The following is a 25,374-nucleotide window of genomic DNA, read 5'->3' as shown; positions in this document are numbered from 1 at the left end:
TGTTGCGTTATGGCTGGTTTCTTTTTGTCTGTTCTATTTTCGTTATGCAGACACGTACTACTTATCCATTCAGACGGGACAGGATTTCCTGAATCTGTTTCTTCATTTCCTGGTTTTCTTTTTCCAGGGCATCGATTCGTTTATCCTTGGCTGCATCGTTCGCTTTAATAGCCGAGATTTCTTCAGCCTGATCATGGATTGTCTGTGCCATTTCAGCCTTGCTGACGCCGTTGTATGCGGAGCCTTTGCCAATCTTGAAGGAGACACCGGCATTGAAGCCCGGGTCGCCATTGCCAATAGAAATGCCCATGTTGACCATGGTATTGGCATTCGGCTGATAGAAGGCACCGACAGCGGCTGCATTGGCGTTACGGTAATGGCCGTAACCGACGGCGAAGCTGGCTTTATCAGCCGGGTCGAAATCGAGCGGATGGAGAGCCGCCAAAGCATTGCTGCCGGCTGCCGCTCTGTTGATGTTCGTATCCAGACGGCTATAGGCATTGTTCATATCGCGGTAAATCTGCTGTGTATTGGCACTGGTAATACCGTTGACATAGCCGACATTTGCCGCACTGGTCAGATCTTTGCCATCTGTCATGACTCCTGTGATGACGCGGCCTGTAGTATTGCCATCCTTATCCTTTCCGCTGACATCAATCTTCGTAGCCGTGCTGTTGCCACCAATCTGGATGGTGTCACCCTTGGCGTTCGTGTGTATGAGGTCACTCGTCGTCTTGAGGCCCGAATCCAGAGCAGACAGGTTCTGACCGACCGTATTGTTACTCTTGATATAGGAACCATCGCTATCGACATGGACTTCCTTATAGAGCGTGTCGCCGGAAATCAGACCGGTATCGCCAGAAGCGACCTTGCCCGTGCCTTCGACATTGACGGCATACGTCGTCGGAGTCGTATCCGTGCCATCGACCTTAGTGACCGTCGTATTCTTGCCATCGACAACTTTGACAGCATCCTTGGCAATATTATGGATAGCTGTCTTGCTAGCATCCGTGAAGTCACCATTCTTAATCTTGGTAATTTCATTGGTGTTGTTCGTCACCTTTTCAGTAATGTCCTTGTCAGCCGCTTCACGAGCTTTCTGTTCGTTGTAGAGCTGCTTGCCATTGACGGCATCCGAGCTTTTTTCACTCAGAGCACCATCCTTGACGTTGGTGATTGTCGTGCCGCCTTCACCGCCCAGCGTGACTTTTGTCTTATTGGAATCTTTGTCATACTGGACAGCATTATCGCTGAGGTTTTTCACGCTGTTCGTGATATTCTGGATGGACTTAGTGTTATTCGCGATATTATCGGCATTGGTCTTGACCTGTGCATCGAGCGTGCTCAGGTTCTTAGAAATACTGTCATCCTTCTTGATGTAGTTTGCATCGTCATCCAATTTGCCAATCTTACTATCCAGAGCCGACAGATTTGCACCCGTAGTCTGATTTGTCTTCACATAGTTGCCATCTTCCTTAGGACGGACTTCATTATAGACGGTATTACCCGTTACCAGCTGGCCATTATTGGCTTCGATTTCACCAGTACCGATAGCCTTGCCCCAGGCATTTTCATTTGCAGTCTTTTTAGCATCAGATGCCGGAGTCTTGCCATCTTCATCTTTCAGATTAGCCCCGATGTTGGATGCATCGATATTGGCTTTGTTATTCAGACCATTATCACCACTGATCAATTCTGTCTTGGCATCATTGACCATGTTTTGAACATCGCCGATATTAGCGGCATTGCCTTTGTTCTGGTCTGTAACGGTATATTTGCCATTTGCATCTGTTTCAATGCCACTGCCTACATGGGTAATCTTATTGCCGCTGACATTAACATCGCCGCCGGAAATGGTAGTCGTGCCATCAGCACCAAGAGTAATCTTAGCACCGGTGGTTACATCCTTGCCGTCAACCTTAGTCGTCTTCTGATTGCTGATGGACGTGATGCCCGTCAGATCTTTTGCCAGCTGGACCTTCAGCTTGCCGCTGTCGTTGTTGACGCCGATGTTGCCTTCTGTCAGGTCGCCCTTCGCACCGCCGATGATATCGAGAGTGCTGTTGAGCTTCTTGTTAATGACAGTCGTATCATCACCCTTGAATTTCAAGCCGTCTTCCATGGTAGCTACCTGATGTTCACCGGCACCATCTGTGTAAACGATACGTGTCAGGCTTGTACCATCGACACCTTTTTCACCTTTGACACCATCCTTGCCATCTGTTCCAGCTTTTCCATCATAACCATTCTTGACGGTGATATCGATCGACGTTCCTGGCTGTCCATCTGCACCTTTTATGCCATTAGTGCCGGCGGGTCCCGTGAGACTGATATGGCCTTCTGTACCATTTTCACCATCGACAGCTTTCATGGTCACACCATCTTTGCCATCTCTGCCTTTGATGGAGATGCCGTCTTTGCCATCAATACCGATACCGGATTTGCCGTCCCGGCCGTTGATGCCGATGCTGCCGGGAGCACCATCTTTGCCATCCTTGCCATTTACAGCCAGCTTTTCCACAGACATATCCTTATCCATGAGGATGGTGATGTTGCCATTTCCATCGATCTCCGTAGTCAGATTATCAGCTGTGTATTCATGGCCCTCTTTCTTGGCAGTGCCCTGAATCGTCACCTTGCTGCCCAGCTTAGCCGTGTATTCGGCCCCAGAGTTAGCCGCGAATTTCAGTCCCTTGCCTGTCAAACTTGTAGCGGTACTTTCTGCAATGGTCTGGACATCGCCGATGTTGGCAGCATTCGTCTTGCTTGCTTCTGTGATGTTACCAGTAGCATCTTCTTCAATGCCACTGCCTACCTTGGTGATCTTGCCACCGTTGACATCAACATTGCCATCGGTGCCAAGGGTAATCTTAGCGCCGGTGGTCTTGCCGCCTTCGGTCTTCTGGTTGCTGATGGATGTGATATCTGTCAGATCTTTTGCCAGTTGGACTTTCAGCTTGCCATCCGTCGTGCTGTTGACGCCGATGTTGCCTTCTGTCAGGTCGCCCTTCGCACCGCCGATGATATCGAGAGTGCTGTTGAGCTTCTTGTTAATGACAGTCGTATCATCACCCTTGAATTTCAGGCCGTCTTCCATGGTAGCTACCTGATGTTCACCAGCACCATCTTTGTAGACGATACGGGTCAGGCTCGTTCCATCCACACCATTTTTACCGTTGACACCATTTGCTCCATCATAGCCGTTCTTGACGGTGATATCGATGGAAGTTCCCGTCTGTCCATCTGCACCTTTTATGCCATTGGTGCCAGCAGGGCCTGTCAGGCCGATATGGCCTTCCGTGCCATCCTTGCCATCGACAGCTTTCATGGTCACACCATCTTTGCCATCTCTGCCTTTGATGGAGATGCCGTCTTTGCCGTCAATACCAACACCGGACTGGCCGTCCTGGCCACTGATGCCGATGCTGCCGGGAGTACCGGGAGCACTATCTTTGCCATTCTTGCCGTTTACAGCCAGCTTTTCCACGGACATATCCTTATCCATGAGGATGGTGATGTTGCCATCTTTATCGATCTCCGTAGTCAGATTATCAGCCGTGTATTCATGGCCCTCTTTCTTGGCAGTGCCCTGAATCTTCACCGTGCTGCCCAGCGTAGCCGTGTATTCATCCCCAGAGTTAGCCGCGAATTTCAGTCCCTTGCCTGTCAAACTTGTAGCGGTACTTTCTGCAATGGTCTGGACATCGCCGATGTTGGCAGCATTCGTCTTGCTTGCTTCTGTGATGTTACCAGTAGCATCTTTTTCAATGCCACTGCCTACATGGGTAATCTTGCCACCGTTGACATCAACATTGCCATCGGTGCCAAGGGTAATCTTAGCGCCGGTGGTCTTGCCGCCTTCGGTCTTCTGGTTGCTGATGGATGTGATATCTGTCAGATCTTTTGCCAGCTGGACTTTCAGCTTGCCATCCGTCGTGCTGTTGACGCCGATGTTGCCTTCTGTCAGGTCGCCCTTCGCACCGCCGATGATATCGAGAGTGTTGTTGAGCTTCTTGTTAATGACAGTCGTATCATCACCCTTGAATTTCAAGCCGTCTTCCATGGTAGCTACCTGATGTTCACCAGCACCATCTTTGTAGACGATACGGGTCAGGCTCGTTCCATCCACACCATTTTTACCGTTGACACCATTTGCTCCATCATAGCCGTTCTTGACGGTGATATCAATGGAAGTTCCCGGCTTTCCATCTGCACCATTTATGCCATTGGTGCCAGCAGGGCCTGTCAGGCCGATATGGCCTTCCGTGCCATCCTTGCCATCGACAGCTTTCATGGTTACACCATCTTTGCCATCTCTGCCTTTGATGGAGATACCGTCTTTGCCGTCAATACCAACACCGGACTGGCCGTCCCGGCCGTTGATGCCGATGCTGCCGGGAGTGCCGGGAGCACCATCTTTGCCATCCTTGCCGTTTACAGCAAGTTTTTCCACGGACATATCCTTATCCATGAGGATGGTGATGTTGCCATTTTCATCAATTTCCGTGGTCAGATTATCAGCCGTGTATTCATGGCCCTCTTTCTTGGCAGTGCCCTGAATCTTCACCGTACTACCCAGCTTAGCCGTATATTCGGCCCCAGAATTAGCCGCGAATTTCAGGCCCTTATCTGCATTGGCTTTGACCTGTGCATCGAGAGCACTCAGGTTCTGGCCAGTCGTATTGTTTGCCGACACATAATTCAATTTCTTGTCAGCAGCTGCAGTCGGTGCGTCGTAGTTGTACAGCGTCTTGCCCGTTACCAGCTGGTCCGAAGTAGAAGCATTCGTAGCAGCATCGGATGTGCCTGTAGTAAACGGTTCTGCACCAAGAGCCTTGCCCCAGGCGTCTTTATTGGCGTTCTTCTGGTCTGCTGTCGCATCGGTTTCTGTAATGGTTTCTCCATCATTGCCGACGGTGTAGGTCTTCAGATTAGCGCCAACGTTAGATGCGTCCGATTTGGTATACGGTTTCAGCTGTTCCATGACCACGGCATCATGGGCATCAATGCCGTCAGCGGCTTTGACGAGACGGTTATAGTAGGCAGACTGATATGTTGTTTCTGTTTCAATAGGATCCTGAGTGTAATCGTTTAACGTCCCATCTGAATTGACTAGCTTATTATAATCATCAGCTGAAATTTCCTTATGGTTTGCATCGTAATATTTTACTGAATAATTATCGTCAACTTCCATAGTGGCTTTCTGTTTCCATTTTTTTGCTACGGAAGCTACATCTCCCTTATCATGGCCAAAGGCGATGACTCCCGGCGCATCGGCAGTGGACTGATAACCGACAGCTGTTGAAATCCGGTCCAAAACCTTTGGAGAAGAAGAACCATCACCAGTATCCACCTCTCCACTGAATCCAGGCCAGGATTTTATTCCTTGATTGATTTTATCTGCTTCATCCTGTGTGATAGGACGCCATTCTACACCACTATCAGTAACTACAGATTGATAACCGGCAGCCAGGGTGAATATCGCATTCTCACCAGTAGAACCTCCAGCGATTCCAGTCGAAGCGTTGCCATTTACACTAGAATCCTGACCACCTAAGGCAACTGAAGCATTGCCAAAGGCCATATTTTTCATACCGCCAGCAGCATAAGAGGAACTTCCATAACTGGTATTTTTAGCCCCGCCATTGACTGTACTATCCTCTCCTATGGCAACATTCTGAACGCCGCCAACGACAACAGATTCATTTCCTTTCGCATCATTATTTATTCCGCCTAAAGTAGTGGCATATCTTCCCGATGCTGTATTTATTGTACCACCTATTGCACTGGACCAGTCTCCATCGGCTTCATTATGGTCGCCGCCTAAGACAGAACTGTGCCCACCAGCGGCTTTATTCGACTGTCCACCAAATACTCCGGCTCCTCCACCGTCTGTTTCGTTCAATTCACCACCGACTACAATAGAATGGCCGCCAGATACCTTATTTTGATAACCTCCGACAATAACAGATCTTCGGCCTGTAACTGTGTTGGTATCACCGCCAACGATGACAGCATTTTCTCCTGTCTGAGTCACATCATTTGCAACGGTATCGATAAGATTATTGAAGCCGCCCACAAGGACCGAATCTTTGCCATATGCCCCGGCCTTGACATTATCCCCTTCGTTGTTGAACAGTATAGATGCGGCGCCGCCAAGAATCATGGAATTTTCGCCACCTGCTTCAAAAGTGACTTTCCCTTCACCTTTCCACGGATTCCCATAGTTCGTCCCCAGGTTGCGGTTCAGACTGATGACATTTTTAGTTACCTTTCCGGTCGTGTCTTTTTCATCAGCAACGTTGATGCCCCAGCCAGCATTGACAGAGAGGTCTTTCGTCAAATCGTTTGTAGCTTTGGTCAGCTGTTCCATGACGACGACATCATGGGCATCCTGACCGTCGGCAACTTTGACAAGGCGGTTGTAGTAAGCATCTTTATATGTCGTAGGAGTTACAGAATCGGGAACCTGCGTATAATCGTTGGTTGTATGATCTGCATTTGTCTTGCCATCGGTCCGCTTTTTCCATGTGACAGCATAACCAGATACATCTCCAGCATCATGGCCAAACGCAATCGTGCCTTCTTTATCAGTTGTGGCCTGATAGCCAACGGCTGTACCATTAGCTGTTGTGACAACGGACTGATTACCTGCCGCTAAGCCATTTAACGCATCAGTACCGGTAGAACCACCAGCCAGACTAACTGAGTAGTTACCATTTACACTAGTGCTGTAACCATACATACCATTGCCGCCCGTTCCGCCGATGGCGGTTGAAGAAGTCCCCAATGCATAGTTGTATGCACCACCAAGAGCAACAGCCTGCTGACCATTGGCAACATTCATGATACCGCCTCCGGCTGTAGAAGCAATACCAGCAGCCGTGTTATCACGTCCACCGAATACAGCAGACTGATTTCCTGCTGCATTATTGTTATCACCGCCGACGACTACAGACGTAGCGCCAGAAGCAACATTGTCCAATCCACCGACAACGACACTGCTCTTGCCGGATGCCAAGGCCTTACCAGCACCGACGATAACGGAATTTGCATCAGCAGCACCGTACTGTTTTGCAGGATCTCTGTCTTCAACCAGACCGCCGATGATCATGCCGTTAGCCTCGTCATCGTTGTACCCCGTGCCAAGATTGTGTTTCAGGCTGATGACATTTTTAGTTCCCTTTCCGGTGTTCGTCGGGTCGTTTTCATCAGCAACGTTGATGCCCCAACCGGCATTGACGTTCAAATTATCAGCTTGTTTAATAGCGTCATTCATCTGACCAACGGTAACAACATCGGAGTTATCGGTACCTTTAGCGACATTGGTAATGCGACGCTTAAGGTTTGCATTACCTACGGAGACGTAGGAATCATTTTTATCTGTAGATGTAGCATCTGAATAGGAACCAATGGCGATATTACCGTCTTTTGAATGAGCGTTATAGCCTAAAGCTACAGAAGCTCCCTGGATTGTCGGGTTTTCTTCTATTCCATAAGTATCATCACTTACTGTACCAGAAGTATTAGCATTCCCTACTTCTTTTACAACTTGGCTCTCCATCTTTGAATTTTCAGCGGTTGCATTAGAGCCGATGGCAATAGAACCCCAACCGGTAGCATCAGATTGGAACCCAACAGATGTCACATAGTTGTTTTTCATCCCAGCAGGATCATTATTCCCATTATTATATCCGCTATGTTCGCCTATGAATACACTGCCTTTTGACTGGCCAGCATTACGATCACCAATGGTAACCGTCTGCTGTCCTGCTTGTGCGTATAAACCTGCGGTGACGGCACCAGGGAACTTTGCACCACCGCCCTGATAGTTAGGTAATTTGCCTCGTGCACGGTTATTAAAGGCACTAGTCAATTTATATTGATATGTTGTCCATTCACCCTTATCTTCATCATAATACCAATATTGATCATTAGCTCCTACAAAATCGTTATTTCGTAAGCTTTCAGTGCCGTCGGCCGCCTGCACCACTGGCATCCCTACAAACGAGAAAGCTCCCAAGGCCAGCAACACAGCTGCCGTCAGGGCTGTTTTGCTTCTGGCGGTATGACTTTGTGTGGTTTTGCAATGACTTTTTGCTAGTTCTGAGACGACAACGTAGCAATGCCTGGTTTTGCTGTAAATAACTTTAAATATTTTGTTCATAAAATTACGCATCCTTTGTTTTTAACGATTTGATAATACGCGCAGACATTCTATAGTTTTTTATTACACCGCCTTTCATTTTATTACAATTTTATACGTATTATACAATCTTAAAGCTAAGGAATTATAGCATGTATTTTATGTGATTAAAAGGCTTTATATAGCCATAAAAATATTATTTACAGCTGTCTTTACATCATTTTGTTTCGATATATTTATTCATTTTATAATAAATAATTCATATATCATATATACAATATATTAATAAAATATTACATAAAAAATTTTATAAGAAAAGAGCATTTTATGTGGTATTACAGAGATATCTTAGTTTGATATTCAACAATAATATGGTATTACTGTGGTATTATTCATACATCACGCCAACCGCTTACATTACTTATGATTTCTTCGTCTCATCTTTAGCAGTAATATCGAAGGGAATCCGTTGTTCCCGTACAGATTTCATGATGAAAATGTTAATCGCCGTTGACATACTCATGCCCGTAGAACTGCAAAACTGCTCAAATTCTTTTTTCAAATTCTCATCTAAACGGATGCAAATCGTCGTTTGTGCCATTGTATACACTCCTATTTCTTACTAACGAGCCGTTTAATCATTGCATTTTGTTTCTTTATTGGGCCATTTATGGTGCGCTATATCACTTTCTGGTCCTAGTCTAACATTCAACCCCGTTCGTTACTTTCCGATATCATCACCAAAACGCAAAGTCCCCCCCCAGTAGACGGTAGGAATGACAAACTATTCTATTTATCTATTATTACGCCACTATTATACCACAAAGTATTATTTTGTTACAGTTTTATCGATTATTTTTTATTTAATATTATTTTTTTATTTATATTATTTATATTTATTATTCATGATTCTTCCAGATAGACATCATGGTATTATAAGAAACGTACAAAAAACGCATAGAATATAAAAACGCCTCAGAAAGCCATGTCACTTTCTGAGGCGTTTTCTTTACCTTACATATATCAGATTTTACTGAGTGCCTGATCCATATCGGCAATAATATCATCAGCGTGTTCTATGCCAATGGAGAACCGGATCATGCTAGCAGAGATACCACATTTCTTCAGTTCTTCCGGCGGATAGGCCCTGTGGCTTGTCTTGACAGGATAGGACAGGGTCGTCGAGAAGCTGGCCAGGCTCGGTACAAATTTGATGTACTGGCAGGCAGCAATAAAATCTTCTGCTCCTTTAGCACCGCCGGCAATGTCGGCACTGACCATACCGCCGCACATGCCATCGGTAAACTGGGAGACAGCCCGATCATGATAGGGAGAACTTTCAAGACCTGCATAATATACTTTTTCCACCTTGGGATGCTGTTCCAAGAATTGCGCCACTTTCAGTGCATTTTCACTATGCTGGCGGACACGCAGCTCCAGAGTGCGCATACTGCGCGTCAGGAGGAACGAGTCAAATGGGCTCAGGAGGTCACCGTACAACGTAGCATATTTCTGGATATTGGCAATATCCGCCGCACCGGCACAGACGGCACCGCCTGTGAAATCACTATGACCGCCCAGGTACTTGGTGGCACTGTAGACGACGATATCGGCACCCAGTTCCAGCGGCCGGCAGACGACCGGTGTAGCAAAGGTATTATCTACGACGAGTTTGCATCCGTGCGCATGAGCAGCAGCTGCCGCTTTGCGGATATCCGTAACTTCCATGAGCGGGTTGGCTATCGTTTCCGTATAGACGAGCTTCGTATTCGGTTTGATATGAGCTTCAATATCTTCCGTATCAAAATCGACAAAATCAACGGTTACACCCCACCGTGGCAGTTCATTGGCAAAATAATCGTAGACACCGCCATACAGAACCGGCGACGATACGATATGATCGCCGCTTTTTACATTGCTCATGATAGTCGTAATGATGGCAGCCATACCGGCACTGAAAACGATAGCCCCATCGGATCCTTCGGCAGCCCGCAGCACATCCTGAGCCGCATCAAGGCCCGGATTTGCCATGCGGCTGTACACATAACCGGATTTTTTACCTTCATAGACACTGTCCAGCGTAGGCACATCGTCAAAACTAAAGACACTGCTCATGTAAATAGGAATGACTTTGGGAACCGATACCGATTCCGCTATTTCCTTGGCCAGTTCATGTTCCCCCGCCCGGCACAACTTGGTTGTAAGATGACTTGTACTCATGACCATTCCCCCTCATCAGGCACTATATAGATAAAACCGATGTGACAGTACCACATATTTTTAAGTATCTATTCAGTCTGTCCATCATACATTCATTGACCTGCCTATGCGGTTATAGTATCATAAAACGAGTTACTTTACTAATAAAAATTATTTCATCAGTAATAGGTATTATCTATTATGTAATGAGGTGCACTATGCGTCTACAACAGTTATTATACGTAAAAGAAATCGCCCGCTGCCGTTCTATGAATCAGGCAGCCGTCCGTCTGTACATATCCCAGCCCAGTCTGTCCGAAGCCATACGGGACCTGGAAAAGGAATTTGGCATTACGCTCTTTGACCGATCCCGCCGTGGGGTGAGCCTGACGGCAGAAGGCATCGAATTTTTACAGCTGGCCGATAAAGTCCTTGCCGATGCCGACGAACTACGCAACCATTATCTCATAAAAAACGATGTGACACGGCTCCACCTGCAGATATCCTGCCAACATTATGCTTTTGTCATCGATGCCTTCATCCATTTTCTCCATACTTTTCAACAGGAACGCTACACCATTTCCCTGAAAGAAACGGAAACCATTACGGCACTGGAAGACGTATACTTAAAAAAAAGTGCCTTCAGTATCGTTGCTATCACTGAAGAAAATAGTCACTACATCCATCAGGTACTGGACAAATGGGGCCTGTCGTTCCACGTATTATGCCCTGTCATCCCTCACGTATTCATGAATATCCATCATCCCCTGGCCCAGCACCAGACGGTGACACTGGGCGATATACGGCCTTATCCACTGATTCAGTATGCCCAATCCGCAGCCACGAGATACGCCGACGAAGAACTGGTCACATTGAAAGATCATGACAAAATCATCTATTCATACGACCGGGGGACGACCAACAACCTTCTGGCCAGTACGGACTGCCTGAACATCGGCACGGGCTGCCTCATCCCGGCAGTCATGCCATCGGCCATCACCGCCATTCCCTTGTCAGGTCTCACCGTACAGGCTCAGATTGGTTATGTACAGCTCCATGCACAGCCATCCAACGAAATCATCAATGCTCTCATACAGGGCATCCAGCAATCACTAAAGACTTACAATCCGGGCAGATAATGCTGATATCATTCCTCCAGCAACTTTTCTAATTTCATCTGACAGGCCTTCAGGTCTTCCCTTTGCCGTTTCACGATTTCCGTATGCGTCGTTTCATTTTGTTTCATACGATGAAGCAGCATTTCCGACTGGGAAGTGAAAGCCAGCATCTGTTCCTGAATTTGCCGCCGTTTTTCCTTTAGCTTAGCTATCCCTTTTTCCACTCGCTTGTGCCAGACAAACGTATAGCGGTTCGCATTCGCTTCCATCTTGGTTTCATCCATATACCATTCTGTAAAATCTACGGAATCCAGTAAAGACAACTGATGCACAAACTGGACAAGCAAATGGCGAAGTACGGCTATGAGAATCCGGTGAAAGAAACGGCCAATGCCATAATCCAATGGCAAAACGAGTTGCCTCGGAGTGTAAGTAAGTTTTGGTATACTTTACGTGGTTGATTTTGTTTAGCATACAATAATTATACCAGCAAAGAGGCCCTTTGGGGCCTCTTTTGCTTAAAAAAATGGGCTCAGATAACTGAGTCCATTTTTTTAGATGAGGCTATTATGTTACAGCCCCCTTTTTGATGTTGTCTGAAGGCCTTATCTTTTTATTTTCAATCCATCATGAAAGGCCTGGCCTACGACGGGGCCGATCAGGCGATAGGTCATGGTGGAAATGTCAAAGATGATGGGCTGCAGTTTGTCGTAATCGATTTTGCCGTCAGTCAGAACCGATTCATCAGCCTGCTGGGCTACGATTCTGCCTACGAGAATGCCTGTGTTGTCATCATAGCTGGTGCATTCACATTCAAGTGTGACCGGAAATTCTTCGATAATCGGGGCATTGACATGAAGGCTCTTGTGGACGTGGCAGCCTGCTTTTTCTATCTTATTCACCTTGTTGCCCGTTTCTACGCCAAAGTAATCGGCAATGTCCACCGTATCTTTCGTTGCGAAGGCTACCGTAAAGGCCTTGGTGTGCTTGATGTTGTCCGTCGTCTTGTGCTTTGCCAGAAAGAGCGTGATTTCACCGTAATCCGACTGGGAACCCCAGGCCGCATTCATGGCATTGGGCACACCCTTTTCATCATATGTCCCGATGATGAATACCCCTTCCGGCGCGATGCACGCCTTCTTCCCTTCAAATTCTACACTCATCAGATATACCTCCTTATCAGTTATTCTTTACTTAGTATACACTATCTGACCACCTGACGGGAAGACAGGCCTCTGCCCGTACAAAATCTGCTCGATTGACAAACCACATTTTTGTTCTATACTAATAAACAGAATGTCATCGTCAAACGACCACATGAAGGGGTACACCACCTTGGGTGTAATCTTTCGTGCGGTCGTTTTTTTTAGTCAGGAGGTCATATATATGAAAAAAGAATCTCAAATGCAGCGCGGCCTGAAGAATCGTCATCTTCAGATGATTGCTCTTGGCGGCGCTATTGGCACCGGTTTATTTTATGGGTCGGCATCGACGATTTCCCTGGGCGGCCCATCCATCATCGCAGCCTATCTCATCTGTGGCATCGTCATTTTCCTCATCATGCGCATGTTAGGCGAAATGGCTGTGGAAGAGCCCGTATCCGGTTCCTTCAGTTACTATGCCAACAAGTATTGGGGCTCTTTTCCGGGTTTTATGCTGGGCTGGAACTATTGGTTTTCTTACGTCATCATCAGCATGGCTGAATTGACAGCTGTCGGCATTTATGTCCATTACTGGCTCCCGGACCTGCCCCAGTGGATCACAGCTCTTGTCTGCCTCATCGCCATTACCTGCCTCAACCTGGTCAATGTCCGCGCTTACGGCGAAACGGAGTTCTGGATGTCCTTCATCAAGGTAGCCGCTATCATAGGCATGATTTTTCTCGGGGCCTGGCTTATTGCTCAGGACAGCCGGCCATTTCCGCAGGATTTCAGTAATCTTTGGGCCTATGGAGGCATTTTGCCAAACGGAATCTGGGGGTTCTGTCTGGCTATGGTAACGGTCATCTTTTCTTTTGGAGGCGTCGAATTAATCGGTATCACCGCAGGAGAAGCAGAAAATCCCGAACGCTCCCTGCCCAAGGCAATCAATCAGATTATCTGGCGCATTCTCGTCTTCTACATCGGTACGATGGTCGTCATCATGAGCCTTTGGCCGTGGAATCAGATTGGCACGCAGAACAGCCCTTTCGTCCAGATTTTCACCAATGTGGGCTTTCCGTCTGCGGCAAATCTCCTCAATTTCGTTGTCCTGGCGGCGGCCATTTCCGTCTATAACTCGGCAATTTACGGCAATTCCCGCATCGCCTATGGACTGGCAGAAGAAGGTCATGCCCCACAATGGTTCAGGGAGCTGTCGGCCCGGGGCGTACCAGTCCACACGCTCTGCCTTTGCTCGGGCCTTACCTTGTTCGTCGTCGCCGTAACCTATTTCTTCCCAGGAAAAATTTTCATGTACTTCCTGTCCCTTACAGTCGGCGCTACCATCATCAACTGGGTCACCATCATCGTGACGCACTTGAAATTCAAGGCCTACCGCCAGAAAATGGGCAGGACGACGAAATTTCCGTCTCTCTGGTACCCGGCAGCAGACTATTTCTGCCTTGCCTTCCTCTGCTTCATCGTACTCATGATGACCCAGATGCCGGACATGCTCACAGCCGTCCTCATCATGCCTGTCTGGCTGGCTATCCTCTGGTGCTGCTGGCGCCGTCTGTCTCCTTCGCCAATGCCGACATACACCAGGCAAAAGCCTTAGCACAACGCTGACCCGTATGCTGGAAATGATTTCCTTTGTTCCATTCTAACGTGGTCTGGATATGGGGCAGTATTTCCAGATGCGCATACTGCTGACGGATACAGCCTCCTACCGTCGCCATGATGGGATTTCGCGTCCGTTCTTCTCTATCACCCAGACTCAGATATACGGCTTTCGTCATTGGCTGCTGCTGCCTGGCATAGTCCAACCAGCCAGGGAACCAGACAGAGGGGGAAGCGGCAGCAACAGCTGAAAAGATATCGGTCTGCCAGCCACTCCACAAAGAAAAGAGAGCTGCCAGAGAATAGCCGCCTAATATGACAGGCACTTCGTCAGACAAGTGAAATTGTGTTCGGACAGCTGGCAGAAGTTCATTTTCTACAAAATACAGAGTTCCCGCCGCGCCGTGCCCGAAGTCATCCGGTCCAAAAACAGCCGGACTATCCCAGGGAGATAATTCCCCGTTCCAGTCCACCACAGGAAATGCCACAAATACGAAGGGCAATTGAGAGGCTTCGGCAATAGCTGTAACCTGCTCATCCAGCACTTCCCGGTCGTGGTCATCGACAGGCTGGACCAGCATATATGCCGGCTTGCCTGTCGAATACAAGAGACAGTCTCTACCGTCAATAGAATATATCGTCTTGTCCAAGAAATTCACCTTCCTTATCGTGTTCATGCTATTTCAAGTCATGGTATGAAAACGTAAACAAAATGGGACAGTACTTATTTTATCTGTCCTGGTTGTTTGTCATGATTTCTCGTGTTATAATAAGCACAAATCCTATAATCATGAGGTGATCATTGTGAAGAGGAAACACTTTGCATCCATTTTAGCCATCACAGCTATGCTGACCAGTTTCACCATGACGGGAACGATTGAAGGGGCCAGCCGGGCTGAGCTGGCAGCCATCCACGTCAATAAAGCAGGAAACTTCCAGTACTGGAACCGCGATTCCGCCGCTAAGGAAAAATTGGTATCGTATGTAAAGGATGTAACCAATCCGAAGAGTCCCCATTTCATCCCCGTAGAACATCGCCTGGCCGTCTTTGACATGGACGGGACCCTGTTAGGTGAACGGACGCCGTCCTACACAGATGGTGTATTTTATGCTGACCGGGTCCTTCACGATCCGAACTGTCAGGTATCGGCAGAAGATAAAAAATTTGCCCAGGACTATTGGGATGCCATTTCCCAGCGCAAGCCCGTTCCACCGGAAATCGACAATAATTTGTACAATAAACTATATGCCGGACTAGCCGGAATGACGCCGCAGTCCCTGGACACCTATGCGCAGGGATTCATGAAAAAGCCGGTCATCGGCCTGACCAACCTGACCTATGGCGAAGCATTTTATATGCCTATGGTAGAAGTCATCTCCTATTTGCAGTCCAATGACTTTACGTGTTACATCGTCTCTGCTTCGGACCGTCCCCTCGTCCGCGCACTGACCCGCGATGTCATCCATATCCGTCCTAATCAGATCATCGGTTCGGATCCACAGATTGTCGCCAGTCATCAGGGAAATACAGACGGCGGTTCCTACCAGATGACATACGAAGATACCATTCAGTACGGTACGCTGGACCGGGTAAATGAAAAGATGAATAAAGTATCCTCCATCGTCCGGGAAATCGGGATCCAGCCGGTTCTGGCCTTTGGCAACAGCAGCGGTGATTATTCTATGTTCCGCTATACCTTAAAGGATAATCCCTATAAAGCAGAAGTCTTCAATGTTCTCTGCGACGATACGCAACGTGAATACGGTCGTCCTGAACGGGCAGAACGGGATAAGAAGACATCCGACGAAAATGGCTGGAATACCATTTCCATGAAAAATGACTGGAAAACTATCTACGGGGATAATGTAAAGAAAACAAATTAAAAAACTTCAAAATAAGGAAAACTGGCATAGAACATGCTCTACATGCTCCATGCCAGTTTTTTTCATACTCCCGGCAGATTCAATCAGAACATAGTATTGCTATTTTCTGCTTTTTCCGGAATATCCTGGATAACGTCCCAGTGCTCTACGATTTTTCCATCTTTGACACGGAAAATATCGACTGCCGCCTGCCCCCGGTCCGAAGCATTCAGCGTAATATGGTTATGGATGAACACGAGGTCTCCATCAGCACCAATATGTTTGATGACTGCTTTGCTTTCGGGAAATTCCTTGAGGAATCCCTGAATACCATCTTCGAAAGCCTGGCGTCCATCAGCAAAACCCGGGCTATGCTGGATATAGTTTGGAGCTGTCATGCTGTCGATGACAGAGGTATTGTGCTTATTGAATACTTGATTCCAGAAATATTCGACCATCTGCTTGTTGTTTTTGAACGCCGGCATCTTATCCGCAGCAAAGGCAGGACCGGCAGACATGGCCGTAACCAGGCTCAATCCCAACAGTACCGCCATCATTTTCTTCATCTTTTTCATCTTCATAAAAGTTCCTCCTCATTCATGTTTCTTCATTTCATCCTGCATCTCTAAAAACAACTCTTTTAAAGTGACGCCCTGCATCTGTTGCAACAACAGCTGTTTCCATGCATCAAGATGCCTGTCCAGTACTCCTTTGATTGACTTTCCGACAGGACAGTTCGTATTCGGGTGCTCATGCATATGGAACAGTTCTTCCGTGGAATCCTCTACGGCTCCAAAAATATCCCTCACCGTGATATCTCCAGGCGCTTTTTTTAGGCAGGCACCACCAGTCCCTCTGCGGATTTCAATGAATCCGGCTTTCTTCAGGAGCTGTAGCGTCTTGCGTATATTGACTGCATTCACACCGGTCGTATCGGCAAGGACTTCAGATGTTACTTTCTCTTCTTTTTCATATTCTTCCAGATACAGCAGGATATGGATGGCCACGGTCATACGGCTGGAAAATTTCAACGGAATCACCTTTTTTCATTCGTTGTTGTCCGAACGGCTACATCTTATCATACTTTCGTTGTATTGTAAAGAGCAACAACAAAAATATATGATACGTAATCCGCCTGCTCCCTGCTCCAATACCAAAAGACGTCAGGATGACGAAATCGTTGGACGATAAAAAGGCCCATCGGCATGCGATGAGCCCGTTTCTATTTCTATTTATCAATATTTCAATGCATAGTCCAGAACGCGCCGGACGTTGGCTTTTGTTTCTTCAAAGCTTTCTCCCGGCTGAGCTTCATATAATTTATGGAAGCCGTCGAACATGCTGGGATCGTAATAATACTGATGACCAGCCACCAGGTCCGGATGCTGGGTTTCTTCAATCCAATCTATTTCTACTTTCCCATATTCCGGGTTTTCTGCAATCAGATCTTTCAGTGCCTTTTTGGCATTAGCACAATACGGGCAGCCTGTCAGATAAAAAGCGGTAATTTTTTTCATATCGTACACACTCCTCCAATGATATATTTGTAAGCAGGATTTCCGCCCTGCCTGCAGGGTAAACAAACGTTTTTCGTTGTGTTTTATAATACTACTATAGCATAGTTGATATGAATTTTCCACAAAAAAATAATTAGAAAAACCGGAGCCGTCTCACCATGACAGCTCCGGTTTTCTTACATTACATCCTATATGCGTTTTTACGCTTCTTCTGTTTCAGCTTTTTTGTCGGGAACGACTGCCTTGTAAATCAGACCGACGATGAATCCGGCTACGAGGAACGGAATCCAGTCCATACCGAGGGAATGGAGAGGCAATCCCTTGAAGATGGCATCAATCGGTCCCAGCGGAATCTTAGCTGTCTGCAGGCCCGTTACGAGAGCCGGTATAAAAGTGAAGATTGTCGAGCAGACCCATACACAGCGGCGACCGCCAAACAGATTGTGGGTAAAGGTAAGAATAATGTTGGCAACGACCAGAGGATATACGAACATCAGGACCGGGATAGCGGCGACGATGATGGTCTTCAGGCCGGCAGTTGCAACTGCAAAGGATGCAATGGTAAAAATGGTAACGTAATTCTTATAGCTCGTCTTGCCGATGAGCTGATGGAAGTACGCTGCACAAGACGTAATCAGACCGATTGAAGTGGAAAGACATGCCAGGAGTACGATGACTGCCAGCAGCAGAGCGCCGCCATAGCCGAAGAGAATCTGAGCACTCATAGAAAGAACAGGAGCGCCCGTTTCCTGCATGGAAATGGCCTGTACGGACTGGGCACCGAGATAGGCGACGAAGACGTAGACGAAAGCGAGCAGCGATACGGCCAGGCCGCCGGCTTTGAATACTTCATGGGTAATTTCTTCTTTCGTCGTAGCACCGTCTTCTTTGACGAATTCGATGACCAGGATGGCAAATACGAAGGCTGCGATGGCATCCAGCGTATTGTAACCATCGATAGCACCCTGTGCCAGTGCAGTAGTTGCCGTAGCATAAGCCGGCAGTGGCGGCTGGGGAACGCCCATAGGCGTAATCAGGGATTTTACAATCAGAGCCAGAATGGTGAGCAGCAGAGCCGGTGTCAGGACCTTGCCGATGCGGTCAACCAGTTTAGCTGGGTTGATGGAAAGCCACCAGGAAAATACAAAGAATAACACCAGGAATGCCCACATGATTGGCTGGGAACCGCCGCCATCGAGAAGCGGGCGGACGGCAATTTCATAGGAAACCGTCCCCGTTCTGGGGATAGCAAAGGCAGGACCAATAGCCAGATAGGAAATGACCGTGAAGAAAATAGCATATCTTTTATCTACACGATTCATCAATTCCTGCAGGTTGCTGCAGCCCGAATAACCCATAGCCAGTACACCCAAAAGCGGCAAGCCTACACCGGTAATAACAAAACCAGCAACAGCGTACCAGACGTTCGTACCTGCTGCCTGACCCATGGATGCAGGGAAAATAAGGTTACCGGCACCAAACCATAAGGCGAATAACATTAAGCCAATTGCAATCGTTCTATTGCCCTTTTTTCCTCCCATACGTCAAACCTCCTTACTTATAAGAACAGATAATATAGAATAATAACAACATACCAGAAGCTCTGCTTCATTTATTGTTTGTCTCATTCTACCATAAATTTTTAAAGTTATCTACCCTTATAAGTAGCAAATTTGCATATTTAACCTTATTTTAACTTTGCTTTAATCTTCATTTAATTTAAATGTGAATTTTTTCCTTTATAATGTCTGAAACGATATGTTAATGTGATAATATTGCCAGATTTCTTATTGTTATTCTTAAAATAATTAACTTTTATTTTTTAAGCATGCTTTTATTGTCTCTACGACATACTCATTCTCTTCCCTGCTGCGGACAGCCAGGCGGATGTAGTAGGAATCCAGCCCCGGATAGTTGCTGCAGTCACGGATGAGGATGCCCTGCTCCTGCATGTGTCCGGCCAGTACCGTCGCTGTCAGGCCCGTCTGTCTGATATGGCATAAAATGAAATTGACCGACGGCTGACATATTGTCACTCCGGGAATGCAGGACAACATCCGGCTCATCCAGTCTCTTTCTTCTCTTACCAGTGCCCGTGATGCTTTTTGATATGCCGTTTCTGCAAGGGCTTCTATACCGGCAGTCTGAGCCAACGTATTGACGTGCCACACATCCGTCTGCTCCATTAATCCCTGTATAACTGCTTCGGGTGCGATGCCGAACCCCAGCCGCAGACCGGGCAGAGCATAAAATTTCGTCAGTGAATGGATGACAAAAACCTGACCGGACTGGCTGGCAAAGTCTGCCACAGTGAAATCCGGACCATCGTCGAGGAAATCAAGAAAAGATTCATCGACAATGACAAACTGCCCTCGTTGTACCGCCCGTTCGAGAAAGGAAATCAATTTCTGCCGTCTGATGAGATTTCCCGTAGGGTTATTGGGATTGCCGAGGACAATGCAATCAGCATCTTTGACCTGACTTGCTATAGCAGTCAGATCAGGCTGAAACGCTTTATCTGCTTCCAGATAAGCATATACAATCTCTGCCCCGGCAGACCGGGCAGCCCGTTCGTATTCACTGAAAGCCGGAACGGGAATACAGACGCGCCGGAAGTGGAAATGATGAAAATACAAGTATAGCAGTTCCGCTGCCCCATTTCCAGGAACGATAGTTTCCACAGGGAGATGATAAAACCGGGACAGAGCTTCCCGCAGGGCCGTGCAATCAGGATCCGGATAGTGAATGACATCGTCCAGATGGGACGATATGGCATTGCGGACGCCTTCAGCCAGACCCAAAGGGTTGATATTGGCACTGAAATCCAGTACAGGCCTGCCGCCTGCATGGCGGTATATATTTCCTCCGTGTTCAAAGGGACGGATCATACAGTCACTCTTCTTTCTCTATGTCCATAGTACCACTGATAAGGGGCACCACATCTAGTAAGGTATAATCAGGGAAGCGGGCTGTCAATTCGGTCATGCACTGCTTCACTTCAGAAACAGGCATGAAGGAAGGAAATAATACGCCACACACTGTACCGCTGTGAGCCGCGTTAACGCCTAAAGCACCCATTTCCCGGCAAGCCTGTATCAGCTGGGGCAGGGCTGGTTTTGGCAATATATTCTGATGAGCCAGGGCACTCATCGTTGCCGCCTCTCCAATCTGCTCTTCCGTCGGCTCCTTGTCAAGAAGGGAGAGCGCAGCCACAGCCGGAGCTGTATGGTACGGCATGGTTTTATCCCACTGGTGGTGAAAGGTCTGCGTATCTACCGTGCCACCCGTATCCAGTATGGCAACGTTCATGGGCGGGACCGGTTCATACGACCGGATGATATTGCCACGACGGTATTGAATCAGCGAAAGTCCCCGGGCAAAAACGCCGTCTGTCGGATCTACACGAGCCGCCAGATGGCCTACGTCCTGCTCACTCAGTGTCCTGCCACAGGCACAGGCCACGGCCTGTATCACTGCTGCTACATCGGCACTGCTCGAGGCCATACCTTTTCCCCGAGGAATGGACGAAACAAGTTGCAGATGATAGGGAAAGGACGAACAGTGCAAATATGATAACGTAAAATTCACGGCTTGTGCTGCCTTTGGCGGGAGCCGTGAAAAGCCCGGTTCGTCAGATACAACAGCAGTGCTGAAAATCGGAACCGGACAGGTCAGAAGGAAGGGCGTCCCATGACAGACGCCCTGTACCAGTTCCCCACAGGATCCGGGAACACGGACGCGTATCACCATAGCCCCCTCCCTGCCCAGCACAAAATGGCAAGGGCTGCTCCCATCACTGTTACGGTATACATGAGTTGCACTGCCCCGCGGATATGACGGGCTTTGAGCGGCTGTCGCGCATCTCCCATGTAGGCCCGGAAGGTCATCTTGCCGAAATAGGAATTATACCCGCCAAGACGGATGTCCAGCGCCCCTGCAACAGAAGCTTCGGCATAGCCGCCATTGGGACTGGGATGCTTTGCGGCATCGCGGCGCATCATGCGCCAGGCATTTCTATAATCCAGTCGCAGGAGGAAGGCTGCCATGACAAATAACAGGCCCGTAATCCGCGCCGGAATAAAATTGCATACATCATCCAACCGAGCTGCCACCCGGCCAAAATAGAGATATTTTTCATTCTTATACCCCAGCATGGAATCCATGGTATTGACGGTCCGGTAAAGCAGCGCCAGGGGCAGACCGCCAAGGGCATAGAAAAATAGCGGGGAAATAATTCCGTCCGTCGTATTTTCTGCCACCGTTTCTACCGTCGCCCGCACAATTTCTCCTTCATCGAGCTGGTCTGTATCGCGTCCTACGATCCAACCAACCTTTTCCCGGGCAGCACCGAGATGATGATGAACGAGGAAGGTATAAATTTCCCCTGCCGCACTGGCCAGACTGCGTGGACAGATAGTAAAGCTCAGGAGCAGTGCTTCTACGCCTGTCGTGACATAGACGTTTCCCAAAATATCGAGTCCCCAGTACAGGATGTACAACACATTAAACACCACGAGGAGAACCAGAAGGACAACAACCATGCCGGCCGTCATCTGCATAAGCGGTCTGGCCTGTCTGGAATAAAAGAGATGGTCCAGCCAGCCGATGAGTTTTCCTATGAGGGCCACCGGGTGGAGACGCGTACGGGGATCACCAATCAGTGTATCGATTATAAATGCTGCCAAACATGTTATCATAAGCCACTATCTCTCATTATCCGTAATATTGTATCCATATCGAGATGCTGTGCCGTCACCGCCGCCAGACGGTCATAACTGCGTTCTTTTTCCGCCCGGTAATTGCGCTGTACCGGAAGAGGCGCAAGCCCTTTGTGACGGCGCAGGATATTAATCATATCCCGGCGGAACGGGTCATTGTCAAAGAGACCGTGAATATACGTACCAAAGACAAGACCATCTTCCCGGGCCGTCCCCACCGTAAGTGAGCAATCCCTGCCCGAACGCTGGCAGACGACAAACGGTTCGACAGCACCGGGCGCCACGTCAGTCTGACCCATGTGAATTTCGTATCCCCCAAGTCTTCCGGCCTGCAGTGTTTCTCCCATGAAAGAAAAGGGACGGCACAGGGCCTGTACCTGATAGGTCTGTTTCCAGTCGGCAAAAGTCGTCGTAACCGGCAGCAATCCCAGGCCGGCTACTTCCGAAAAATCTGATTCTGTATGATGCGGGTCATAAATAGACTGTCCCAACATCTGATATCCTCCGCAAATGCCAATGACGGGCGTCCCCCTTTTCACCTGCAAGGACAAACAATCGGCCAGTCCCGATGCCCGGAGCCAGCGCAAATCTTCGGTCGTATTCTTACTACCCGGCAGGATGATGACATCGGGATGTCCCAGCTCCTCTACTGTACGGACGTAGTACAGCGATGCATCTGGTTCTTCCGCCAGGCTGTCAAAATCAGTGAAATTAGAAATTTTCGGCGTCTGGATGACAGCTATCTGTACATCTCCTGTCTGAGGAACGCGCGGTTTGTCATCGAGAGAAACCGAGTCTTCTTCATCGATTCCCAATTTCTCTATATAGGGAATGACGCCTAGGACCGGTTTTCCCGTCTTTTGTTCCAGAAAATCCACGGCCGGCGTAAACAGGGATATATCTCCCCGGAATTTATTAATAATCAGCCCCTTGACCAAGTCCCGTTCCTCCGGTTCAAGCAGTTCCAGCGTACCAACCAGTGCTGCCAGAGATCCGCCACGGTCGATATCGGCTACGAGCAGGACCGGTGCCCGGAGATACTTTGCAACGCGCATATTGACGATATCATGGTCCCGGAGATTGACTTCGGCCGGGCTGCCCGCTCCTTCAATGACAATCGTGTCATACCGTTGTTTCAGCCGCTCCAGAGCCTCCGTAACAGCAGAAAAGGCACGGAGAGAATACCCTTTATGATAGTCCCGGGCAGACATATTCCCAATTGGCAGACCATCGATGATGACCTGGGAACAGCTGTTTCCCGTCGGTTTCAGCAGGACCGGATTCATATCGACCGCGGGTTCCAGTCCGGCAGCTTCAGCCTGGGCTACCTGGGCCCGCCCCATTTCCAGTCCCTGACGGGTCACGTATGAATTGAGTGCCATATTCTGTGCCTTAAAGGGGACGACCTGCCGTCCCATGCGGTAAAAAATACGGCATAACGCCGTCGTCAGGATACTTTTGCCTACGTGGGAACTCGTCCCCTGGAGCATAATATATTGTGTCAAATCGATTCACCACCTCTAAAGTGTAAAACATACATCATTATTATAAAGAAAACCTGCCGGAGATACAACCTCAGGCAGGTTTTGATTTGTTTATACTATGTGTGGTCTCAACCGGGCTTTATCCTGTTATTAGAGGATGTAATGGCTCAGATCAACATTTTGTACGACATCGTTCAGTTTATCCGCTACGAAGTCTTTATTGACGATGATATGCTTCGTTTCGATATCCGGCGCTTCGTATGCAACGTTTTCCAGAATTTTTTCCAGAATCGTATGGAGGCGGCGGGCGCCGATATTTTCCGTTTCCTGATTGACACGATGGGCATATTCGGCAATGGCATTGATACCGTCATCTGTAAATTCGAGAGTCACGCCATCAGTTGCCAAAAGTGCCGTATACTGTTTGACCAGAGATTGATTCGGTTCCGTCAAAATGCGGCGGAAATCATCGACTGTAAGCGACTGCAGTTCGACGCGGATAGGGAACCGGCCCTGCAATTCAGGGATAAGGTCGCTCGGCTTGGATACGTGAAAGGCCCCGGCGGCAATAAACAGGATATGATCCGTCTTGACCGGACCGTATTTCGTGTTGACCGTAGCCCCTTCGACAATAGGCAGAATATCCCGCTGTACGCCTTCGCGCGATACGTCCGGACCGTTGGAACGGCCTTTTTCTGCAATCTTATCGAATTCATCGATGAATACGATACCAGCTTCTTCTGTCGCTTCGATAGCTTTATCGACGATGACATCCATATCAAGACATTTTTCCAGTTCTTCTTCCTTGAAAACTTCCCGTGCCTTGGCAATGGTCATTTTTTTCTTCTTTTTCTTCTTCGGCAGGATACTGCCCAGCATTTCCTGGAAATTATTCGTTAGTTCTTCCGTCGAATTGCCTGTCAGGATGCCCTGGATGGTCCGTTCCTGTTCGGCTACTTCCACTTCGATTTCCCGGTCATCCATCTTGTGCTGGCAGATATCATCGAACATCTGCTGACGGCGGCCAGACATAGGTTCTTCCAGCTGTTTGGGCACATCTTTTTCTTCCCCTTCATCGTCGGAGGAAAAGAAGACATCCATCGGGTTGGGGACCTTTTCGGTCACACTTTTCTTCTTCGGCCACAGGACCTGTAAAATGCGCTTATTGGCTTCTTCTTCGGCTTTCTGTTCATAACGCTGGCTTTCCTGTTCCTGTACCATACGGATAGCATTGGTAACGAGGTCGCGGATAATCTGTTCCACGTCCCGGCCTACATAGCCTACTTCCGTATACTTCGTCGCTTCGACTTTAATAAACGGAGCCCCTACCAGGCGGGCCAGGCGGCGGGCGATTTCCGTTTTGCCTACGCCGGTCGGCCCGATGAGCAGGATATTCTTGGGAATGATTTCATTCTGCATATCCTCGCTCAGCCTTTTGCGGCGCCAACGGTTGCGCAGGGCAATGGCGACGGATTTCTTGGCTTCACCCTGGCCAACGATGTATTTATTCAGTTCAGCGACAATCTGCTTTGGCGTCAATTCGATTTCGTTCATGCTATACCTCTTTCCT

General features: G+C 48.1%; 18 protein-coding genes. 3 read left to right on the top strand and 15 right to left on the bottom strand.

Annotated elements, in window-relative coordinates; translation table 11 throughout:
- Nucleotides 1-61: 61 nt before the first annotated feature.
- The 3 genes from ACGTIC_RS07850 to ACGTIC_RS07840 all read right to left on the bottom strand — a co-directional run bounded on the left by ACGTIC_RS07850 (nucleotide 62) and on the right by ACGTIC_RS07840 (nucleotide 10,366).
- Nucleotides 62-8,167, bottom strand: a complete 8,106-nt coding sequence (locus ACGTIC_RS07850) for an ESPR-type extended signal peptide-containing protein (RefSeq protein ID WP_162816259.1) — start codon at nucleotides 8,165-8,167, stop codon at nucleotides 62-64.
- Nucleotides 8,168-8,567: 400 nt separating this feature from the next.
- Complete coding sequence (locus tag ACGTIC_RS07845; RefSeq protein WP_075582262.1) at nucleotides 8,568-8,747, bottom strand: type II toxin-antitoxin system RelB/DinJ family antitoxin; 180 nt, start codon at nucleotides 8,745-8,747, stop codon at nucleotides 8,568-8,570.
- A 422-nt stretch (nucleotides 8,748-9,169) separates the two neighbouring features.
- Entirely contained in the window at nucleotides 9,170-10,366 is a 1,197-nt protein-coding gene (locus ACGTIC_RS07840) for a PLP-dependent aspartate aminotransferase family protein (protein WP_070807778.1), read from the bottom strand.
- Between the two features lie 197 nt (nucleotides 10,367-10,563).
- Between ACGTIC_RS07840 and ACGTIC_RS07835 the strand changes: the two genes are divergently transcribed.
- The gene (locus ACGTIC_RS07835) at nucleotides 10,564-11,484 is read left to right on the top strand and encodes a LysR family transcriptional regulator (RefSeq protein ID WP_162816260.1); all 921 of its coding nucleotides are present in this window, start codon (nucleotides 10,564-10,566) and stop codon (nucleotides 11,482-11,484) included.
- Nucleotides 11,485-11,492: 8 nt separating this feature from the next.
- On the opposite strand, the gene ACGTIC_RS07830 is transcribed toward ACGTIC_RS07835, so the two are convergent.
- Both ACGTIC_RS07830 and ACGTIC_RS07825 read right to left on the bottom strand, forming a co-directional pair.
- The gene (locus tag ACGTIC_RS07830; RefSeq protein ID WP_257536520.1) at nucleotides 11,493-11,873 is read right to left on the bottom strand and encodes a hypothetical protein; all 381 of its coding nucleotides are present in this window, start codon (nucleotides 11,871-11,873) and stop codon (nucleotides 11,493-11,495) included.
- A gap of 195 nt (nucleotides 11,874-12,068) precedes the next feature.
- Nucleotides 12,069-12,626 (bottom strand): flavin reductase family protein, encoded by a 558-nt coding sequence (locus ACGTIC_RS07825; protein ID WP_075582259.1) that lies wholly within the window; start codon nucleotides 12,624-12,626, stop codon nucleotides 12,069-12,071.
- A 223-nt stretch (nucleotides 12,627-12,849) separates the two neighbouring features.
- On the opposite strand from ACGTIC_RS07825, the gene ACGTIC_RS07820 reads away from it, so the two are divergent.
- The gene (locus ACGTIC_RS07820) at nucleotides 12,850-14,220 is read left to right on the top strand and encodes an amino acid permease (protein ID WP_113856017.1); all 1,371 of its coding nucleotides are present in this window, start codon (nucleotides 12,850-12,852) and stop codon (nucleotides 14,218-14,220) included.
- Here the strand turns inward: ACGTIC_RS07820 and ACGTIC_RS07815 are convergent.
- Nucleotides 14,150-14,872, bottom strand: coding sequence for an alpha/beta hydrolase-fold protein (locus ACGTIC_RS07815; RefSeq protein ID WP_257536521.1), 723 nt, complete (start codon nucleotides 14,870-14,872; stop codon nucleotides 14,150-14,152). The two genes, ACGTIC_RS07820 and ACGTIC_RS07815, sit on opposite strands and share 71 nt — an antisense overlap.
- A 154-nt stretch (nucleotides 14,873-15,026) precedes the next feature.
- On the opposite strand from ACGTIC_RS07815, the gene ACGTIC_RS07810 reads away from it, so the two are divergent.
- Nucleotides 15,027-16,106, top strand: a complete 1,080-nt coding sequence (locus tag ACGTIC_RS07810; protein WP_257536522.1) for an HAD family hydrolase — start codon at nucleotides 15,027-15,029, stop codon at nucleotides 16,104-16,106.
- Nucleotides 16,107-16,189: 83 nt separating this feature from the next.
- Here ACGTIC_RS07810 and ACGTIC_RS07805 read toward each other — a convergent pair whose 3' ends face one another.
- From ACGTIC_RS07805 to hslU, 9 genes are all read right to left on the bottom strand, one after another.
- Nucleotides 16,190-16,666: an ester cyclase gene (locus ACGTIC_RS07805; RefSeq protein WP_257536523.1), complete on the bottom strand. Its 477-nt coding sequence runs from the start codon at nucleotides 16,664-16,666 to the stop codon at nucleotides 16,190-16,192.
- Between the two features lie 12 nt (nucleotides 16,667-16,678).
- On the bottom strand, nucleotides 16,679-17,125 hold the full coding sequence (locus ACGTIC_RS07800) for an Rrf2 family transcriptional regulator (RefSeq protein ID WP_162816261.1): 447 nt from the start codon (nucleotides 17,123-17,125) through the stop codon (nucleotides 16,679-16,681).
- Nucleotides 17,126-17,320: 195 nt separating this feature from the next.
- Complete coding sequence (locus tag ACGTIC_RS07795) at nucleotides 17,321-17,602, bottom strand: thioredoxin domain-containing protein (RefSeq protein WP_059077245.1); 282 nt, start codon at nucleotides 17,600-17,602, stop codon at nucleotides 17,321-17,323.
- A 200-nt stretch (nucleotides 17,603-17,802) separates the two neighbouring features.
- A complete protein-coding gene (brnQ, locus tag ACGTIC_RS07790) occupies nucleotides 17,803-19,143 on the bottom strand; it encodes a branched-chain amino acid transport system II carrier protein (RefSeq protein WP_059077244.1) in 1,341 nt (446 codons plus the stop codon).
- Nucleotides 19,144-19,410: 267 nt separating this feature from the next.
- Nucleotides 19,411-20,490: a threonine-phosphate decarboxylase CobD gene (gene cobD / locus ACGTIC_RS07785; RefSeq protein WP_113856018.1), complete on the bottom strand. Its 1,080-nt coding sequence runs from the start codon at nucleotides 20,488-20,490 to the stop codon at nucleotides 19,411-19,413.
- A gap of 4 nt (nucleotides 20,491-20,494) precedes the next feature.
- Nucleotides 20,495-21,352 (bottom strand): GHMP kinase, encoded by an 858-nt coding sequence (locus ACGTIC_RS07780; protein ID WP_113856019.1) that lies wholly within the window; start codon nucleotides 21,350-21,352, stop codon nucleotides 20,495-20,497.
- Nucleotides 21,346-22,287 carry an adenosylcobinamide-phosphate synthase CbiB gene (cbiB, locus tag ACGTIC_RS07775; RefSeq protein ID WP_307788680.1) on the bottom strand — a complete coding sequence of 314 codons (942 nt, stop codon included), beginning with the start codon at nucleotides 22,285-22,287 and terminating at the stop codon, nucleotides 21,346-21,348. Before cbiB ends, ACGTIC_RS07780 begins: the two co-directional genes overlap by 7 nt.
- A gap of 8 nt (nucleotides 22,288-22,295) precedes the next feature.
- Nucleotides 22,296-23,825, bottom strand: a complete 1,530-nt coding sequence (locus tag ACGTIC_RS07770) for a cobyric acid synthase (RefSeq protein ID WP_113856021.1) — start codon at nucleotides 23,823-23,825, stop codon at nucleotides 22,296-22,298.
- A gap of 129 nt (nucleotides 23,826-23,954) precedes the next feature.
- Nucleotides 23,955-25,358 carry an ATP-dependent protease ATPase subunit HslU gene (hslU, locus tag ACGTIC_RS07765; protein ID WP_113856022.1) on the bottom strand — a complete coding sequence of 468 codons (1,404 nt, stop codon included), beginning with the start codon at nucleotides 25,356-25,358 and terminating at the stop codon, nucleotides 23,955-23,957.
- Nucleotides 25,359-25,374: the final 16 nt, after the last annotated feature.

It is taken from the genome of Megasphaera hexanoica (genome assembly GCF_043520715.1).
Classification (GTDB): Bacteria; Bacillota; Negativicutes; order Veillonellales; family Megasphaeraceae; genus Megasphaera; species Megasphaera hexanoica.
The sequence above is the reverse complement of the archived record's forward strand: the minus strand, read 5'-3'. Positions and strand labels throughout refer to the sequence as shown.

Coding starts and splice junctions, on each gene's coding strand:
- ACGTIC_RS07850 (WP_162816259.1), bottom strand. CDS start 8,167: ATGAACAAAATATTTAAAGTTATTTACAGCAAAACCAGGCATTGCTAC.
- ACGTIC_RS07845 (WP_075582262.1), bottom strand. CDS start 8,747: ATGGCACAAACGACGATTTGCATCCGTTTAGATGAGAATTTGAAAAAA.
- ACGTIC_RS07840 (WP_070807778.1), bottom strand. CDS start 10,366: ATGAGTACAAGTCATCTTACAACCAAGTTGTGCCGGGCGGGGGAACAT.
- ACGTIC_RS07835 (WP_162816260.1), top strand. CDS start 10,564: ATGCGTCTACAACAGTTATTATACGTAAAAGAAATCGCCCGCTGCCGT.
- ACGTIC_RS07825 (WP_075582259.1), bottom strand. CDS start 12,626: ATGAGTGTAGAATTTGAAGGGAAGAAGGCGTGCATCGCGCCGGAAGGG.
- ACGTIC_RS07820 (WP_113856017.1), top strand. CDS start 12,850: ATGAAAAAAGAATCTCAAATGCAGCGCGGCCTGAAGAATCGTCATCTT.
- ACGTIC_RS07805 (WP_257536523.1), bottom strand. CDS start 16,666: ATGAAGATGAAAAAGATGAAGAAAATGATGGCGGTACTGTTGGGATTG.
- ACGTIC_RS07795 (WP_059077245.1), bottom strand. CDS start 17,602: ATGAAAAAAATTACCGCTTTTTATCTGACAGGCTGCCCGTATTGTGCT.
- brnQ (WP_059077244.1), bottom strand. CDS start 19,143: ATGGGAGGAAAAAAGGGCAATAGAACGATTGCAATTGGCTTAATGTTA.
- cobD (WP_113856018.1), bottom strand. CDS start 20,490: ATGATCCGTCCCTTTGAACACGGAGGAAATATATACCGCCATGCAGGC.
- ACGTIC_RS07780 (WP_113856019.1), bottom strand. CDS start 21,352: ATGGTGATACGCGTCCGTGTTCCCGGATCCTGTGGGGAACTGGTACAG.
- hslU (WP_113856022.1), bottom strand. CDS start 25,358: ATGAACGAAATCGAATTGACGCCAAAGCAGATTGTCGCTGAACTGAAT.